16 protein-coding genes are annotated in these 17,354 nt (G+C 68.7%); 9 read left to right on the forward strand and 7 right to left on the reverse strand.

Annotation, left to right across the window (positions count from 1 at the left end; genetic code table 11):
- Nucleotides 1-70 precede the first annotated feature (70 nt).
- Nucleotides 71-946 (reverse strand): 5'-3' exonuclease, encoded by an 876-nt coding sequence (locus MB1_RS01180; RefSeq protein WP_066902855.1) that lies wholly within the window; start codon nucleotides 944-946, stop codon nucleotides 71-73.
- Nucleotides 947-1,099: 153 nt separating this feature from the next.
- On the opposite strand from MB1_RS01180, the gene MB1_RS01185 reads away from it, so the two are divergent.
- Nucleotides 1,100-2,131 (forward strand): GNAT family N-acetyltransferase, encoded by a 1,032-nt coding sequence (locus MB1_RS01185; RefSeq protein ID WP_218000155.1) that lies wholly within the window; start codon nucleotides 1,100-1,102, stop codon nucleotides 2,129-2,131.
- Nucleotides 2,132-2,138: 7 nt separating this feature from the next.
- On the opposite strand, the gene MB1_RS01190 is transcribed toward MB1_RS01185, so the two are convergent.
- Nucleotides 2,139-3,101: an NAD(P)/FAD-dependent oxidoreductase gene (locus tag MB1_RS01190; protein ID WP_066902857.1), complete on the reverse strand. Its 963-nt coding sequence runs from the start codon at nucleotides 3,099-3,101 to the stop codon at nucleotides 2,139-2,141.
- A 162-nt stretch (nucleotides 3,102-3,263) separates the two neighbouring features.
- Between MB1_RS01190 and MB1_RS01195 the strand changes: the two genes are divergently transcribed.
- Nucleotides 3,264-4,574 (forward strand): HNH endonuclease, encoded by a 1,311-nt coding sequence (locus MB1_RS01195; RefSeq protein WP_066902859.1) that lies wholly within the window; start codon nucleotides 3,264-3,266, stop codon nucleotides 4,572-4,574.
- Between the two features lies 1 nt (nucleotide 4,575).
- On the opposite strand, the gene MB1_RS01200 is transcribed toward MB1_RS01195, so the two are convergent.
- Nucleotides 4,576-4,971, reverse strand: a complete 396-nt coding sequence (locus tag MB1_RS01200; RefSeq protein WP_245649968.1) for an NUDIX hydrolase — start codon at nucleotides 4,969-4,971, stop codon at nucleotides 4,576-4,578.
- 19 nt (nucleotides 4,972-4,990) lie between these two features.
- On the opposite strand from MB1_RS01200, the gene MB1_RS01205 reads away from it, so the two are divergent.
- From MB1_RS01205 to MB1_RS01235, 7 genes are all read left to right on the forward strand, one after another.
- Nucleotides 4,991-5,755 (forward strand): 3'(2'),5'-bisphosphate nucleotidase CysQ, encoded by a 765-nt coding sequence (locus MB1_RS01205; protein ID WP_066902861.1) that lies wholly within the window; start codon nucleotides 4,991-4,993, stop codon nucleotides 5,753-5,755.
- Between the two features lie 76 nt (nucleotides 5,756-5,831).
- Entirely contained in the window at nucleotides 5,832-7,112 is a 1,281-nt protein-coding gene (gene egtB, locus MB1_RS01210) for an ergothioneine biosynthesis protein EgtB (protein ID WP_066902864.1), read from the forward strand.
- Nucleotides 7,109-8,080 carry an L-histidine N(alpha)-methyltransferase gene (gene egtD, locus MB1_RS01215; protein WP_066902866.1) on the forward strand — a complete coding sequence of 324 codons (972 nt, stop codon included), beginning with the start codon at nucleotides 7,109-7,111 and terminating at the stop codon, nucleotides 8,078-8,080. The genes egtB and egtD overlap by 4 nt, the downstream gene beginning before the upstream one ends.
- Nucleotides 8,081-8,226: 146 nt before the next feature.
- The gene (locus tag MB1_RS01220; protein ID WP_066902867.1) at nucleotides 8,227-9,873 is read left to right on the forward strand and encodes an ABC transporter substrate-binding protein; all 1,647 of its coding nucleotides are present in this window, start codon (nucleotides 8,227-8,229) and stop codon (nucleotides 9,871-9,873) included.
- A 73-nt stretch (nucleotides 9,874-9,946) separates the two neighbouring features.
- Nucleotides 9,947-10,951 carry an ABC transporter permease gene (locus tag MB1_RS01225; protein ID WP_066902868.1) on the forward strand — a complete coding sequence of 335 codons (1,005 nt, stop codon included), beginning with the start codon at nucleotides 9,947-9,949 and terminating at the stop codon, nucleotides 10,949-10,951.
- Nucleotides 10,948-11,907, forward strand: coding sequence for an ABC transporter permease (locus MB1_RS01230; RefSeq protein ID WP_066902870.1), 960 nt, complete (start codon nucleotides 10,948-10,950; stop codon nucleotides 11,905-11,907). Before MB1_RS01225 ends, MB1_RS01230 begins: the two co-directional genes overlap by 4 nt.
- Entirely contained in the window at nucleotides 11,907-13,610 is a 1,704-nt protein-coding gene (locus MB1_RS01235; RefSeq protein WP_066902872.1) for a dipeptide ABC transporter ATP-binding protein, read from the forward strand. The genes MB1_RS01230 and MB1_RS01235 overlap by 1 nt, the downstream gene beginning before the upstream one ends.
- Here MB1_RS01235 and MB1_RS25455 read toward each other — a convergent pair.
- From MB1_RS25455 to MB1_RS25465, 4 genes are all read right to left on the reverse strand, one after another.
- Complete coding sequence (locus MB1_RS25455; protein WP_066902873.1) at nucleotides 13,607-14,623, reverse strand: poly-gamma-glutamate hydrolase family protein; 1,017 nt, start codon at nucleotides 14,621-14,623, stop codon at nucleotides 13,607-13,609. The two genes, MB1_RS01235 and MB1_RS25455, sit on opposite strands and share 4 nt — an antisense overlap.
- A gap of 69 nt (nucleotides 14,624-14,692) precedes the next feature.
- Complete coding sequence (locus MB1_RS25460) at nucleotides 14,693-15,418, reverse strand: PIG-L deacetylase family protein (protein ID WP_218000157.1); 726 nt, start codon at nucleotides 15,416-15,418, stop codon at nucleotides 14,693-14,695.
- 11 nt (nucleotides 15,419-15,429) lie between these two features.
- Nucleotides 15,430-16,104, reverse strand: coding sequence for a class I SAM-dependent methyltransferase (locus MB1_RS01250; RefSeq protein ID WP_084350586.1), 675 nt, complete (start codon nucleotides 16,102-16,104; stop codon nucleotides 15,430-15,432).
- A 153-nt stretch (nucleotides 16,105-16,257) separates the two neighbouring features.
- Nucleotides 16,258-17,334 carry a hypothetical protein gene (locus MB1_RS25465; protein WP_157083842.1) on the reverse strand — a complete coding sequence of 359 codons (1,077 nt, stop codon included), beginning with the start codon at nucleotides 17,332-17,334 and terminating at the stop codon, nucleotides 16,258-16,260.
- Nucleotides 17,335-17,354: the final 20 nt, after the last annotated feature.

Genomic DNA, 17,354 nt, shown 5'->3' on the forward strand with positions numbered 1-17,354 from the left:
TCCTTGTTCTTCTTCGAAACTACCCACCCGGAGGGGAGCGCACAGCCACCCCCGGGTTTTCTGGGCTCGGTCAGCCGAGTTTGTCGGCCAACCGATCCGCTCGATCGATCAGGTGAGGCGCGCCCAGGTACTCGGCGATCGCCGCGAATTCCGGGGTGGGACCACGCCATTGCCAGTCGTCGACGGCGCCGACCGCGATGTCGGTGACCACCGTCGCGATCCGCCGGAAGAGCACCGCCAGATCGCGTTGCTCGGTGAGGATGCCGGCCAATTTCTCCGCCCCACGAACGCCGGGGACATCCCACTGCTTGGGATCGTCCGGAATGTCCTCGAGCCGTCCGTAGCGGGCGAGCACCGTGGCCGTCGACTTGGCGCCCCACCCCTTGAGGCCGGGGAAGCCGTCGGCGGTGTCCCCGACCAGGGCCAGGTAGTCCGGAATCGAGTCGGGGCCGATCCCGAACTTGGCGATCACCGCTTCCTCGTCGATGATCTCGCCCTTGCGCCGGTCGAATTGAACCACCCGGTCCCCGCGGACGCATTGGCCGAGGTCCTTGTCGGGGGTGACGATGAGCACCTGCTCGACCCGGGCGTCCTCGTCGGCGACCAGGGCGGCGGCGCCGAGCGCGTCGTCGGCCTCGTATTCGACCATCGCCCAGGTGGTTACACCCATGGCGACCAGGGCGTCCTCGAGCAACGGAATCTGGTTGAGCAGCACCGGATCCATGCCTTCGCTGCTTTTGTAGCCCTCCCACAGATCGTTGCGGAAGCTCTCGATCACGTGGTCGCTCGCCACTCCGACATGGGTCACCCCGTCGGCGATCAGTTGCAGGGTCGAGCCGAGCACGCCGACCGTCGCGGCGACGGCGCTGGGATTCTCATGGTGCCGCGCGGCACCGAAGTGCTGCCGGAACAACTCGTAGGTGCCATCGATGAGGTGGACCTTCATGACCTCATTCTTAACCCGATGATTCGCCGAGCCCGCGTAGGGTGCGGATATGCCTTCCCTTTCGGCACCGTCTGCCCGTCCGGCACCGTCTGATCTTCCGGAACGGGCCCCGGCCCCGGCCGTGCGCAGGCCTCGGCGGGGCGGCGTCCGCCGGTGACCGCTCGCACCGTTGCCGGGCTGACCGTTCTGCCCGGCTGGCAGGCACGCGCACCGCAGCCGGAGGATCTCGCCGACCTGATCGTCCTGCGCGGAGCCGACCAGAAGGCCTTCACCGGGTCGTCGTCGGCCGACGCGGCGCTGGTGGAATCCGAAGCGATCGGCCCCGCCAGCTGGACGCGGCATCAGGCGGTGGTGGTCGACACCGAGGGCCGCATCCGCGCCTGGGTGGTCGTGCACGATCGGGCGGCCGGGCGGACGATGGTCGCGCTGTACATAGATCGGACGTTGACCCCACCGGACCTGCGCTCGGAGCTGGCCGCCGCGAGCTACGCCTGGGCCGCGGAGCAGGGCCTGCAGTTCGCGCAGTTGCGCGGACGTACCGGCACGCGGTTGGACGCGAACCCCTACGCCGAGGACCTCGAGCAGCGCGACTGGCTCGGTCGGGCCGGGTACGACTGCCGACGCCGGTGGCTGAACATGACCCGTCCGGTCGTGCCGGGCGAGGACCTGCCGGCGGTACGGGCAGGCGTCACGATCCGCCCGGTCGAGCGACACCCGAGCGGCCTACCGGTCGCCGAGGACCTGCAGACGGTGCATCGGATGTTGGAGGAGTCCTTCCAGGACCACTTCAACTCCTACCGGGAGTCGTTCCCGGAGTTCACCCAGCGCCTGCGGGAGGACCCGAGCCACCGGTGGGACCACTGGTGGCTCGCCTTCGTCGACGACCCCGAGCATCCGGACGCACCGCCGCTGCCCGCCGGCGCGGTCGTCTGCTCGGTCCTCGGCGCCAATGTCTCCGGCGCGGAGGGCACCTACGTCGAGTACATCGGCGTCAACCGCCTGGCCCGCGGTCGCGGGGTGGCCAAGGGGCTGCTCTACACCGTGATCGGCGACGCCGCCGACCGCGGCCGCAACCGGGTGGGCCTCGAGGTCGACGCGGACTCTCCCACGAACGCCGATCAGCTGTACCGGTCGATGGGCTGGGACACCGACTACCTCACCGAGTCCTGGTTCCGCGACCTCTGATCGGCACTCACCCTGCGGCGGGCACCGCCCGCTCGACCGCCAGGTCGGCGTCCACCCGAACCAACTCGGCGTTGATCTGCGCGCCCGCCATCACCCCGGCCGCAGCCGAGGCGACGACCATCGACGACAGGTCGGCGACATTGCCGGCCGCCCAGACACCCGCGACCTCGGTGCGCCCCATCGGGTCGACCGGGATGTACACGCCCATCGGGTTCTCGGCGAGCGTGCCGCCCAGCGCGGTGTAGAGGTCGGCGTTCGCGACCAGCCGCGGTGCGACGGCGACCGCCTCCACCGGGAACTCCCGCCCGTCCGCGAGCACGACCGCCCGTACGCCGCCCTCGGCGCGCGCGAGTTCGCGAACCGGCCCGTCGACCACCTCGACGCCCAAGGCGTCCAGGCGTGCGCGGTCCTGCGGGTCGAGCGGCGGCATCGCGTGCGCGAAGAGCGTGACCCGATCGCTGAGGTTGCGCAGCAACAGCGTCACGTGGCCGGCCATCGGCCCGGTGCCGATGACACCGATCCGCCGACCGCGCACCTCCCAGCCGTGGCAGTAGGGGCAATGCAGCACGTCGTGCCCCCACCCCTCGCGCACCCCGGGGATATCCGGCAGTACATCGGTCAACCCGGTGGTCAGAAGCAACCGCCGGCCGCGCACGGTCGTTCCGTCGCTCAGGTCGAGTTCGAACCGATCCTCGCCTCCGGGGTCGGACGCGTCGAGCCCTCGCACTGCCACCGCGTCAGCGGAGCGGATCTCCGCTCCATACGACAGTGCTTCCGTCCGACCGGTGGCCAGCAGGTCGAGCGGGGAGATGCCCTCGTGGCCGAGGACGTTGTGGGCACCGTCGGCGGGTGCGTTACGTGGCGACCCGGCGTCGATCACCAGGACCGAGCGAAGGGACCGGGCCAGGACCACCGCGGCCGCCAGGCCCGCCGATCCTCCGCCCACGATCAGGACGTCGTAGCTGTTCATATCCCGAGTCTGTCCCCGGATGCGCCGAAACGGCAATCAGATTTGCGGAATAGGCAATCCCCCTTCCGGGCGACAACGAGACCACCGAGATTCGGCCGTCGCCGGTTCACTCATCGATCCACCCCCTTGTCCGCCTCTTGTATTGCCACTATAGTCGAACATATGTTCGATGCCAATGACGAGTCGACCGCGGAGGAGATCCGACGCGGCACAATGCGACTGGCCGCCACGGGCGGCCCGGCCACGCAGGCGGATCGGATCACCATGCTGCGCAGGCTCGAGGAACTGACCTCCGCGGCGGCAGGGCTGCAGGCCCAAGTCGCCGCCGACCTCGACCGCTGCGGGCGCAGCGAAGCCGCCTGTGCGGGTGTACCGGCGGATCGTCGGGGTCGCGGTATCGCCGCGCAGGTGGCGCCGGCTCGCCGCGAGTCGCCGCATCGCGGGCGGGTCCGGCTCGGGGTGGCACAGGTGCTGACGTCCGAGATGCCGTGCACGTTCACCGCCCTGCGGACCGGGCGGATCTCCGAGTGGCGGGCGACGTTGATGGTTCGGGAGACCGCGGCGGTATCGCGGGCGGTGCGCGAACGTATCGACGCGGTCCTGGCCGGAGATCCCGAACGGATCGCAGGCATGAGCGATGGCGAGATCGTGGCCGCGGTTCGGGAGTTGGCCTACGCCGCCGAGCCGCGGATCTGGGTCGAGCGACATGCGAAGGCGGTCGGCGACCGCACCGTCACGATGCGCCCGGCGCCGGACGGCATGGTCTACCTGACAGCTCTGCTCCCTCTGGTCGAAGGAGTGGCGACCTACAAGAGCCTCCTGGCGGCCACCAGCGACCACACCGCCGCTGGTGGGCGCGGACGCGGACAGATCATGGCCGACACCCTGGTGGAGCGGATCACCTCCGCCGACGGGGCCGGGCGGCTGCCGTCGATTCCCGTCACCGTCGATTTGGTGGTGTCCGACCGCACCCTCCCGGGCGCGGACAGCACCACCATCGACAGCCCCACGGAGGGCGCCGGGGACGAAGCGGCGTACGTCGACGGGTACGGACCGATCCCGGCCGAGGTGGCACGCCTGGTCGTCGATCGAGCCGCCCGCGCCGGGAGCGCCGGACTCCGCAGGCTGGACGCCGGGCCTGCCACCGGCGAACTGGTGGCCATGGATCGCCGGACCCGGCTGTTCCCGGATGATCTGGCGACCGTCATCCGCCTTCGGGACCGCCGCTGCCGCACGCCGTGGTGCGACGCGCCCATCCGACGCACCGATCACGTTCGGCCGTACGCGGACGGCGGATCCACCGACTACGCCAACGGCCAGGGCCTGTGCCAAGCGTGCAACCACGCCAAGCAGGCGCCGGGTTGGCACCAGGACTCATCGACGGAGGGAGGACGCCATGTCACTCGAACGGTCACACCGACCGGGCACCACTACCGGTCGGCGGCACCGCCGCTGCCGCGGCCGGCGGCCTGATTCAGCCGGCAAGCCGCGCGACGACGGCCCGCAGCAGCGGCGCGAGATCGTCGCGGCCCGACATCGCGGAGGGCTCGATCCACTCCAGGTCCTGTATCTCGGCGAGCGGCGGGCCGTCCGGGCGGCCCGGGTGGGCGAAGACCGTCGCGTGCAGACGGGTGCCCGCCTCGTTGGCCGCGGGCTCATCGAACTCGCCGACCAGCTCGAGTTCCGACTCGACGATCGCGGTGCCGATCTCCTCGGCAATTTCACGCACGGCGGTTGCAGCGGGGCTCTCCCCCACCTCCGGCTTGCCGCCGGGCAGCATGAAACGGCTGGTACCGCGCTTGCGGACGGTCAGAAATCGGCCCGCGTCATCCCGAAAAACCACTGCGGACACCGTCAGATAGTCGGTCACGTGGACTATCGTGCCGGCTGTGAGCACCCGCGACGACGACACGACATTGGCCGCCACCCTCGCGTCGGAGGCAGCGGAGTTGTTGGTCGCCCTGCGCGGCGGCGACCTGACCGGCAAAGCCCTGGGCAAGGAGGGCGATCAGCGGTCGAACCATCTGCTGCTCGGGCGGCTCTCGGAGTTTCGCCCCGGCGATGCGGTGCTCTCCGAGGAATCCGCGGACAACAAGGAGCGGCTGACCGCCGATCGGGTGTGGATCATCGACCCTCTGGACGGGACCCGGGAATACAGCATCGCCGGCCGTATCGACTGGGCCGTGCACGTGGCGCTGTGGGAGCGCGGCGACCTGACGGTCGGCGCCGTGGCCCTGCCGTCGTTGGGGATCACCTACACCAGCAATCCGGAGCCGATCGCGCCCGCGATCGGGTTGGCCCCGGCCCGCACCGACGATCGTCCGCGCGTGGTGATCAGTGGGTCGCGTCCGCCGGTCTTCTCCGAGCCGGTCGCCGCGGCGATCGGCGGCGAACTGATCCCGATGGGATCGGCCGGCGCCAAGGCGATGGCGGTGGTCCGCGGCGAGGTCGACGCCTATGTCCACGCCGGTGGACAGTACGAATGGGACTCCGCCGCACCGGTTGCCGTCGCCCGAGCGCACGGGCTGTGGTGTGGTCGCATCGACGGCACCGAGTTGCTCTACAACCGGGACGACGTCTATCTGCCCGATTTGATCATCTGCCGCCCGGAGCTGAAGGACGCGATCGTGGAGGTCACCTCCGCATCTCGTTGACAGCCGGTCTCGCGGTGGCACTATGGATGGGGCCGCCGCTACGGCCGAGCCGTCCGCCAGCCAAGGAGGACCTTCAGTGAGCGTCGATTCCCACCTGGCCACCACTACCGAACACTCTCTCGCACAACGTTTCCTACAGGTACGCGGCCTGACCGATCTGCTCGCGTCACGACTGTCCGCCGAGGACCAGACTCCGCAGTCCATGACCGCGGCCAGCCCCGCGAAATGGCACCGCGCGCACGTGACCTGGTTCTTCGAGGAGTTCGTGCTGCGCCGCGACCCGGCGTACACCGTCTACGACGACACCTACCGCTACCTGTTCAACAGCTACTACGAGGCGGTCGGCGAGCGGCATCCGCGCCACGACCGCGGCCTGGTCACCCGGCCGGGCGTCGAGGACATCACCCGCTACCGCGAGTACGTCGACGCGGCGCTGTCCGATCGACTGCGCCGCGGCGACCTCGACGACGAGGCCCTGACGCTGGTCGAGCTCGGCTGCAATCACGAACAGCAGCATCAGGAACTGCTGCTGATGGATATCAAGCATCTGTTCTCGACGATTCCGCTGTCCCCCGGGCCGATCTACGTCGATCGCGAGGTCGATGTCGACGCCGGAACCCCGTCGCTGGGGTGGCGGTCGGTCGGCGGCGGGGTGGTCGAGATCGGGGTACCCGGCGCCGGCGTGCCGACCGCACCGTTCGACGGTGGCTTCTCCTACGACAACGAGGGCCCGCGGCACCGGGTCTTCCTCGAGGATTTCCACATCGCCGATCGCCCGGTCACCAACGCCGATTGGCTCGAGTTCATCGCCGACGAGGGCTACCGCCGCCCGGAGCTGTGGCTGTCGGACGGGTGGGCGTTCTGTCGCGAGCAGGACCTGCACGCACCCGGGTACTGGCGGCTCGAGGACGACGGATGGACCACGTTCACGTTGTCCGGTCGGCGGCAGGTGGTCGGGGACGAACCGGTGCTGCACGTGTCCTTCTACGAAGCGGACGCCTTCGCCCGCTGGGCCGGCGCCCGCCTTCCCACGGAGTTCGAATGGGAAACCGCTGCAACCGAACTGGGCGATGCGCGTGGCAACCTGCTCGATCCGGATCGCTGTCATCCCGGTCGGGTGGGCACGGCGATGATCGGAGACATCTGGGAGTGGACCTCCAGCGCCTACCTGCCGTATCCGGGATTCGTCGCGGCCAACGGCGCGGTCGGCGAATACAACGGCAAATTCATGTGTGACCAGCACGTCCTGCGCGGGGCGAGCGCAGTCACCCCGGTCGGCCACGAGCGTGCGACCTATCGCAACTTCTTCCCGGCCTCCGGGCGATGGCTGTTCGGCGGCCTGAGGCTTGCCCGGTGAGCGGATCGACGGTCGTCACACCACCCGACCCGTCGCCACTGGCCGGCGATGCGCTGGCCGGCCTCTGGCTCGACCCGCCGGCCCTGCCGGCGAAGTGGCTCTACGACGAACGGGGCAGCCGCCTGTTCGACGAGATCACCCAGCTTCCCGAGTATTACCCGACCCGGCGGGAAACGTACCTGCTCACCCGGCATGCCGCCGATATCGCCCGGTCCACCGACGCGACGATGCTCATCGAATTCGGTTCGGGCACATCGACGAAGACCCGCATCCTGCTGGACGCTCTCACCGGGGTCGGCGACGGCCGAACACTGGCCTATGTTCCCGTCGACGTCAGCAGCGAGATGCTCACCAGCTCGGCGCAGCGGCTGGCCCTCGACTATCCCGACCTCGACGTACGGCCGGTGGTCGCCGACTTCACCGACCCCGATCTGCGGCTTCCGGCGGCGGACGGCGCCCGGCTGGCGGTGCTGCTCGGCGGCACGATCGGCAACTTCGACCAGCCGCAGCGGCGGGCATTCTTCACCGGCCTGGCCGGCGCCCTGCAGCCCGGGGACTTCGTTCTGATCGGCGCCGACCTGATCAAGGACACCGGCCGCCTGGTCGCGGCGTACAACGACAAGGCCGGGGTGACAGCGGATTTCAACCGCAACGTCATCGAAGTGCTGCGCCGGGAACTCGACGCGTCCGGGCTCTACCCCGACGACTTCGACCACATCGCCCGGTGGAATCCGGCCGACCACCGGATCGAGATGTGGCTGCGGGCCCGCCGCGACGTGCACGCCCATTTCGGAGCACTGGCGAAGGACTGGCAGCTTCCCGCCGGCGCCGAGATCCTGACCGAGATCAGCATCAAATTCGATGCCGTATCCCTGAGCGGCGAACTGTCCGACGCCGGGCTCGACCCGGTGACCGAATGGACCGATCCGTCGCGGGACTTCGCGCTTCTTCTCGCCCGCGTCCGGTAGCTATCCGCCCGGTCCGTGTTGCAGTTGGATCAACATTCATCGGCACCGACATGCGCGCGCCGCCTCGAGCGCGTCTAATGTCTGCAACTTCGAGTGCGACAAACCCGACGGGTGCCTCGTACCGGACGGACCGAGAAGGAGCAGACATGCGAAGGATCGCCCCCTGGGCCGCTGTCACCACAGCGACCGCGCTGCTGATCGGCGGTTGCGCCTCGGAACGCGACGACGGCAGCGGCGGCTCCTCGACCGACCAGGTGACGTTCACCTTCGCGGCGTCCTCGGACCCGGCATCGCTCGACCCGGCCTTCGCCAGCGACGGCGAATCCTTCCGTGTGGCCCGGCAGATCTTCGAGGGCCTGGTGGGTACCGAACCGGGTACCGCGGATCCCGCCCCGCTGCTGGCGCAGTCGTGGGATGTCAGCGACGACGGCCTGCAGTACACCTTCAACCTGGTCGACGGGGTCAGCTTCCACGACGGGACCCCGTTCAACGCCGAGGCGGTCTGCTACAACTTCGACCGCTGGAACAACTTCACCGGCGTCGCGGCGTCCGAGAGCCTGTCCTACTACTGGCTGAAGGTCAACGGCGGCTACGCCTCCGACGGCAACGGCAAGTACCAGTCGTGCAGCGCCTCCGACGACACCACCGCGGTGGTCACCCTCGACACCCCGCTGCCCGAGTTTGTCGCCGCACTGTCGCTGCCGGCGTTCTCGATGCAGTCGCCCACGGCGCTCCAGGAGTACAACGCCGACGACGTGCAGGGCCAGTCCGATGCCCCGGTGCTGCCGGAGTACGCGACCGCGCACCCCACCGGCACCGGCCCGTTCCTGTTCGATTCGTGGTCGCCCGGCGAGAACGTCACCCTCACCTCCAATCCCGACTACTGGGGTGACCAGGGCGAGGTGACCCGGGTGGTCTTCCCGATCATCAGCGACACCACCGCCCGCCGCCAGGCCCTGGAGGCCGGCGACATCGACGGCTACGACCTGGTGGCGCCCGGCGACGTCCAGGCATTGCAGGACGCCGGCTTCGAGATCGCCAACCGCGAGGCGTTCAACATCCTCTACCTGGGCATGAACCAGGCGGTACCCGAACTGGCCGATATCCGGGTACGCCAGGCGATCGCCCACGCGGTCAACCGCGAGGGCCTCGTGGCGGCCACGCTGCCCGAGGGCACCGAGGTGGCGACCAACTTCGTGCCGCCGTCGGTCTCCGGATGGAACGCGAACGTCGAGACCTACGCCTACGACCCCGATCAGGCACGGCAGTTGCTCAGCGAGGCCGGCTTCACCGAGGCGACCCCGTTGACGATCAACTTCACCTACCCGACCAACGTGTCGCGGCCGTATATGCCGACCCCGGAGCAGGTCTTCGAGCGGATCGCCGCGGACCTCGAGGACGTGGGCGTCGTCGTGCAGGCGACGCCGCTGCCGTGGTCGCCCGACTACCTCGACCGCATCCAGGGCGGACCGGACCACGGTCTGCACCTGCTGGGGTGGACCGGCGACTACAACGACACCTACAACTTCATCGGTGTCTTCTTCGGCCAGCAGTCGCAGGAGTGGGGCTTCGACAACCCGGAGCTGTTCGCCCAGATCAACGACGCGCGGGTGCTGCCGGACATCACCGAGCAGGAGGCGGCGTACGAGGCCGCGAACGGTGCGCTGCTCGAGTTCCTGCCCGGCCTGCCCATCGCGCATCCCGTGCCCTCGCTCGCGTTCCGGGCGGGCGTCGTCTATCCGACGTCGCCGGTCCAGGACGAGGTGTACACCATGGTGGAATTGCCGAACTGATCGTGACCGCGGCCGATCCCACCGAAACGGGCTCAGCCGGTGACCGTGCGGACCTCTCCGATGAGGGGCCCGCATGGTCCGGCTGATCCTCCGACGTCTCGCGCTGCTGATCCCGACGCTCTTCGGGCTGACGCTGCTGCTGTTCTTCTGGGTGCGGGCGCTGCCCGGTGGCCCGGCCGCCGCGCTGTTGGGCGAACGGGCCACCCCGGAGGCGGTGGCGCAGCTCAACGAGGTGTACGGGTTCAACCGGCCCCTGTACCAGCAGTACTTCACCTACCTGGGCCAGCTGCTGCAGGGCAACTTCGGCACGTCGCTGTCGACGCGGCGACCGGTCACCGAGGAATTCGCCAACCGGTTCCCGGCGACCCTGGAGCTGACGATCATGGCGATCGCGATCGCCATCGTCCTGGGAATCACGTTGGGGTACATCGCCGCCCGGCGGCACGGCCGCGCCGTCGACAATATGGCGGTCGTCGCCTCCCTGCTGGGCGTGACGATCCCGGTGTTCTTCCTCGCGTTCATCCTCAAGTACATCTTCGCCGTGGAGCTCGGCTGGTTCCCGACGACCGGCCGCCAGTCGAACGACATCAATGCCACGCATCCGACGAATCTGTATGTGCTGGACGGCCTCCTGACCGGTGAATGGGATGCCTCCCTCGACGCCCTGCGGCATCTGATCCTGCCGGCGTTGGCGCTCGCGACGATCCCGTTGGCGATCATCACCCGGATGACCCGCGCCTCGGTGATCGAGGTGCAGAACTCCGACTATGTGCGCACCGCGGTCGCCAAGGGCCTGGCGCCCGGCCACGTCAGCAGGCGGGTGATCCTGCGCAACGCGCTGCTGCCGGTATCGACGACGATCGGCCTGCAGGTCGGATTGCTGCTGTCCGGGGCGGTACTGACCGAGACGGTGTTCTCGTTCCCGGGGATCGGCGGTTTCCTGGCGACGGCGATCTCCGGCGCCGACTATCCCGTCCTGCAGGGCTTCATCCTGTTGATCGCCCTGGTCTACGCCCTGGTGAATCTGGCCGTCGACGTCTCGTACGGCCTGATCGATCCGCGTCTGAGGACACGATGACGACCACTCCCGGCGCCCCCGATGCGCAGCCACCGCTCGAACCCGAGAACGCCCGCACGGTCGCGGAGGCCACCGCCGGTCTGGCCGACGACAGCGCCGGTCTGTGGCGGCAGGCGTTCACCCGCATGCGGCGCAATCCGATCGCGATCATCGGCGCGGTCATCGTGCTGCTGTTCGTGTTGGTCGCGCTGTTCGCTCCGCTGCTCGCCCCGTACCCGGCGGGCGCGGTACCCGGCCGGGACCTGGTGCGCCCGACCATGATCCCCGGCCCGTCGTCGGAGTATCTGCTCGGCCTCGACCGCTTCGGCTCGGACGTGTTGAGCCAATTGATCTGGGGTGCACGCGCATCGCTGATCATCGGCGTCGCCTCCACCCTGATCGGACTGCTCGGCGGCGTCGCGCTCGGCCTGCTGGCGGGCGCCTTCTCCGGCTGGGTGGACACGGTGACGATGCGCCTGGTCGACCTGATGTTGGCGATTCCGTCGCTGCTGCTGGCGGTGTCGATCGCGGCGGTCGCCGGGCAGAACAATATGTCGATCATCATCGCGATCGGTGTGGTGCAGGTCCCGGTCTTCGCGCGGTTGCTGCGCGGTTCGATGCTCGCCCAACGCGATCAGGACTATGTGCTGGCCGCCCGATCGCTGGGCCTGACCCGTCGCACCGTCACGATGTCGCACGTCCTGCCGAACTCGTTGGGTCCGGTGATCGTGCAGGCGACGCTGGTGCTGGCCACCGCGGTCATCGAGGCGGCGGCCCTGTCATTCCTCGGTCTGGGCGGCGGCCGCCCCACCGACGCCGAATGGGGTCGCATGTTGACCGGCGCGCAGGCCGAATTGGCGATCGCCCCGCAGTTGGCGTTCCTGCCGGGTATCTGCATCTCTATCACCGCGCTGGGCTTCACCCTGCTCGGCGAGTCGCTGCGCGAGGCTCTCGATCCCCGGATGCGGAGGCGATGATGGCCGACACCTTCGTCACGGCGGACGACTCGGGCACCCCGGTCCTGCGGGTGCGGGATCTGGAGGTCACCTTCACCACCGACGCCGGACCGGTGGTCGCGGTGCGCGACGTCTCCTTCGATATCGAAGCGGGCCGCACGCTGGCGGTGGTCGGCGAATCCGGTTCGGGCAAGTCGACGATCGCCGCGGCGGTGCTCGGGTTGCTCCCGCCGAACGGATCGATCACCAAGGGCTCGGTCATGATCAACGGCACCGAGGTGGTCGGGCTCTCGCGTCGGCGGTTGCAACCACTGCGCGGTCGGGTGATGGCACTGGTGCCGCAGGACCCGATGAGCAATCTCAATCCGACGGCGACGATCGGTCGGCAGCTGACCGAAACCCTGGAGGACACCGGCACCACCAAGGGACGCGAGACGGGCAAGCGGGCGGTCGACCTACTGGCCGAGGCGGGGATCTCGGACGCCGCGGATCGCATCAACGCCTACCCGCACCAATTCTCCGGCGGCATGCGGCAGCGCGCGCTGATCGCCATAGGTTTGGCCGCGTCGCCGCAACTGTTGGTGGCCGACGAGCCGACCTCGGCGCTCGACGTCACCGTCCAGCAGGTGGTCCTCGACCGGATGCAGGAGTTGACCTCCAAGCGCGGTACCGCGGTCATGTTGATCACCCACGATCTCGGGTTGGCCGCCGACCGCGCGTCCGACCTGCTGGTGATGTACCGCGGCGACCTGGTCGAGGCCGGCCCCGCCTTGCAGGTGCTGCGCAACCCCGAACACGAGTACACCCGAAGGCTGCTGGCAGCCGCGCCGTCCCTGGCCTCGCAGCGGATGCGCGGCACGGCCGGGCTGCAGGTCGCCGAAGCTGTCACCGCGTCGCCGGACGAGACGGCAGCCGAGACCCCGTTGATGGCGGTCCGCAACCTGCGCAAGGTCTTTCCCGGCGCCCGGCGCGGCCTCTTCGGGCGGGAGCCCGACGTGGTGGCCGTCGACGATGTCTCGTTCGACATTCCGCGCGGGCATACGGTGGCGATCGTCGGCGAATCGGGTTCGGGCAAGTCGACGGTGGCGCGGATGCTGCTGCAGTTGACCGAGCCGACCTCCGGCGAGGTGCTGTTGGAGGGCCGTCCGGTGGCGATCTCCGGTCAGGCGGAGGAGATCGCGTTCCGGCGGCGCATCCAGCCGATCTTCCAGGACCCCTACTCGTCGCTCGACCCGCTGTACACCGTCTTCCGGACGATCGAGGAACCGCTGCGCGCCCACAACTACGGCGACGCGACGCAGCGGTCGGAGCGGGTCTACGAGCTGCTCGACCATGTGGCCCTGCCGAAGTCGATGGCCTCCCGGTATCCGGCGGAGTTGTCCGGTGGGCAGCGGCAACGCATCGCGATCGCCCGGGCGTTGGCGTTGCGCCCGGAGATCGTGGTCTGCGACGAGGCGGTATCCGCGCTCGACGTGATCGTGCAGGACCAGATCCTGCGGCTGCTGGTCGAGCTGCAGGAGCAGCTCGGGCTGACGTACGTCTTCATCACGCACGATCTGGCGGTGGTGCGGCAGATCGCCGACTACACCTGCGTCATGGAGCGCGGACGGTTGGTCGAACGCGGTTCGACCACCGCGCTCTTCGACACTCCCGAACAGCCGTATACCCGCCGGCTGTTGGACGCGATCCCCGGCCGGACGCTGGTCACCGGCCCGGAGGATTAGCGAGGGTCGCGGGCGACGGCGGCGAGACCGGCGACCAATGCCTCGGTCGCCGTGGACAATCCGCCCGGTCCGGCGACGGAGCTGCGCGGTCCGATCCCCCGCACCCGCGGCGGCAGTTCCAGTTGGCAGCCCCCGCCGCGGGGGCGGTTGACGGGGTTGTCGGCGTGCAAGCCGCGCAGCCCCGCCGGGATGCTCTCGAGGTCGGTGACCACCTCGAAGCCGGGCAACACCACCGTCCGGGCGATCTGCGCGGCGAGGGCGCGATTCGACCCGCCCGCCAGCAGCTGGGTGGCGCGCCCGAAGCGGAAGTAGCCGTGCAGCGAGATCACCACATCGACGTGATCGAGGAAGGCGGCCAACCGATCCGAGTCGGACGCCAGGTAGCGCGTCGAGGTGAGATGGTCCGGGTAGCCCTCGGGGTGGCGCACCAGGTAGATCGACGCACCGGACGCCTGCGCGGCCCGCTCGGCGATGACGTCGGTCATCCGCTCGACGTCGCCGCCGTGGATCGCCATGAACCCGAACCGCGTTCCGAGACTGCTGAATTCCTCGACCCCCGGCGTCGCCAACAGCTCCGGTAGCGAGCGGGGCGCGTTGGGGCTGGGGCCACCGTTGGGTTGCGGCCAGTGGGTCGGGTCCCAGCGGCGCAGGTACTCGACCCACCGGGCCGGCAACCCTCGTTCGATGGCGCCGGCCACCACCTGTTCGAGGTATCCCGGTTGCGGCGCACCGGGATTCGGTCGACGGTCGGCGTGCAGCAGCACCGATTCGGGTCCGGTGGCGGTGGTGACGGTGCGGACCTCGCGGACGGTGCGGCCGGGTTCACTCGAAGCGGTATCCGCGGCGCGGTCGAGGGCGGCCGGATCGCCGGCGGCGATGGTCCAGATCACGCCGTGGACCTCGGAGCCGGGGAAGGGTTCGATCGCCGCGACGCCCCGGTCGTTGATCAGCCAGTCATGGTCGGCCAGTACCGCCGGCCGCGGATCGGACGCGCCGGGGCATACGGCGGCCATGACGTCCGCCCGCAGGTGGATGTCGTAGGCGAAGTACCGGGCCGTTGCGGCCGCCGCGTCACCGATCGGTCAGCGCCTGTTGACCGGGACGATGCCGTATGCCTCCGCCGTGGTGCCCGCGGGCAGCCCGAAGCGCTCGGCGATCGACTGACCGAAGACCAGCAGCATGTCCTCGAGGTCGGCGCGGTGGCCCGTCTGCGAGGCATGCCGGCGCAGCGCCGCGACCTTCCGGTCGAAGAACTCGGTGGTGTCGATCGGGTGGTCGGCGGTCGGGTGCGCCATCAACCAGATCTCCCCAACCTTCCAGAAGTCGAGGCCCAGTTCCGGCCAGGCGAACGGGTTTTCGGCCGCCGGATAGCACGCCCGCACGGTGGCCTCCCCGGCGGCGAGGTGGTCGGGATGCGAGGCCATCAGCCGTTCGTACCAGCGCTCGGGGCTCTGGGTGAGCACCCGTTGCGGCCGTACCTCGCGGATGACCCGGACGATCTCGCGTTGCAGGTCGAACGACGGTTCGAGCCAGCCGTCGCGGAAGCCGTCCAGGAAGCGGACATCGGTGACGCCGAGTTCCGCGCTCGCGGCGCGCTGCTCACCCTCCCGCAGCGCGGGGATGGCGGCGATATCGGCGTCGGGTTGGGCGCCCTGTTCACCGTGCGTGCAGCACAGCAGGGTCACCTCGATGCCGGCGTTCGTCCACGAGGCGATCGTTCCCGCGGCGCCGAAATCCGCGTCGTCGGGGTGGGCGACGACGACCAGAATCCGCTCAACCTCGTCGTCGGGCATCGGTTGGATGGGCACGATCGACCAATCTAGGCGATGCCGCGTCCCGACCGTGCCGCGGCTGCTGCGCGGGGTTCGGCGACCGGCGAGCCCGGCCGGGGGCGTCGACAGATGTATCCGAACGCGGGCGGGGCGTTGCGCCAGACGGTGCGGCTGATCTGCGCCTCCTCGAAGACCGCCTCGAGGGCGGACCGGAAGCTGCGAGCACCGCGCATCGGGCCGGTATGGGTGTAGGCGAAGGTGGTGAACGCCCCGTCGGGGGCCAGGATGTCGGCGATGCGGCGCAGGATTCGGTGTTGGTCGGCGGCGTCGAAGAGCGACCAGGGCAGGCCGCCGACCACCGCGTCCACCGAGGTCACCCCGCGTTCGGCGAGTAGGCGGTCCAGGTCGCGCACATCGCCGGTGATCACCTCGATCGTTGGGTGTCGTCGCGCGAGATCGGCGGCCAGGTGCGGATCGACTTCGACCGCGAGGTGGCGCCCGCCGGCGGGCAGCCGCTCCGCGATCAGGGCGCTGACCGCTCCGGTTCCGGGCCCCAGCTCGACGACCACCGGACGTCCGGTCGCGGGAACCACCGAGGCCATCAGCGCGGAGAGCCGCCGGGAGCTGGGTGCGATCGCGCCGATCCGGCGCGGGTTGCGGACCGCTGCCCGCAGGAACGACCGATGCTCCCGCATGCCGGCCACACACAGTGCTCGCGTCATGGGCCTCACGGTCGCAGCCGACCGCGGGGCGTACCAGGACCCGTGAATCCCGGGATACCGCGACCGGTCCGAACTAGGCCCGGTACAGCAGATCCCGGGGGTGGAGTGGAGTGACGCTGAGCCGCTCGACAAGTCAATGTCCCCCTGTCACCGTCAATCGTCGTACTGACTGAACGCCGCCAAGGTGACAATGGTCAGGAGAAACACCACCAGAACTCGAATGAAAGCCATGCTGGCCACCGCAGAAACACGAGCCGTGGACCTATCTCTCACCGGCCAGAAGGCGAGGCTAATAGCGGACCCGAGGCTCGCGACTACGAGAATTGCAATCTCCGGAATCCCGGTGAAGTTACTGAAAGCTAGATCGAAGAACGGAACTACGAGAGCAGGAAGATAGTCGCCGACCGGTATCGTGTACAGGAGCGAAAGCTGCGGAACCGCGTCCGGAACGGAACTCTGGGCGAAGCTGCGGAATTCTCCATTGAAACTGGCCGCCGCCATAATGATACTTAACGACACGCCTATTGATGCCGCGCAGTCGGCGTTCACCGATCTATCCATCCCCGCGCCGAATGCATTTCGTATCGGCACATATGCAACCGACCCATGCTGCGCCAGTATCGCGGATAAAAGCCCCCAAACTAGAACGAAGTACACGACACCGATAACTACACCAAAGACAGTGCCAAGTACGCTCGACCCGAAGTTCAGTATGGGCAGAAGAAGCTCCCAAAAAGCAATACCTAGCCCGCCAACCAGAGCTACGGCCGCTAATCCGTACCTGAGCGCAGAGCTATCCCTGAGACCTCTTAGCAAGTACGGAGTAATCCACAGAACGACACCCGCTCCGACGACGCCAAGCACAACTATCAAGATTCCACCAAGAGGGCCCTGCATCAATTCGGAAATGTAGACCCGGACTCTCTCAGCGAGGGCGGACAGCCATATCGCCGCACCTCGAGCCAACGAGTATCCCCAGAATAGGAGAGCGAGCACCCAAGAGAATATAGGGATGGATAGCAATCCGATCCCGAAGGAAAGCAGCGTCGTGCCAACAGGTTCCCAACTCGCTGCCAACCCGGCTCTCACCACCGACGCTACGGCCAGTAGCAGAATCAAGAGCGGAAGCATCCAAAGTCCCAAGCGAGTGAGTTCCTGCGTGAGTTCCTGGCGGTACAGTTCCTTGACCCAGGCAGCAGGTATCTCGCCGTTATCCAGCAAGAACCTCACCCCGGGTATTCCTAAATCCG

It is taken from the genome of Millisia brevis NBRC 105863, assembly GCF_001552615.1.
GTDB lineage: Bacteria > Actinomycetota > Actinomycetes > Mycobacteriales > Mycobacteriaceae > Millisia > Millisia brevis.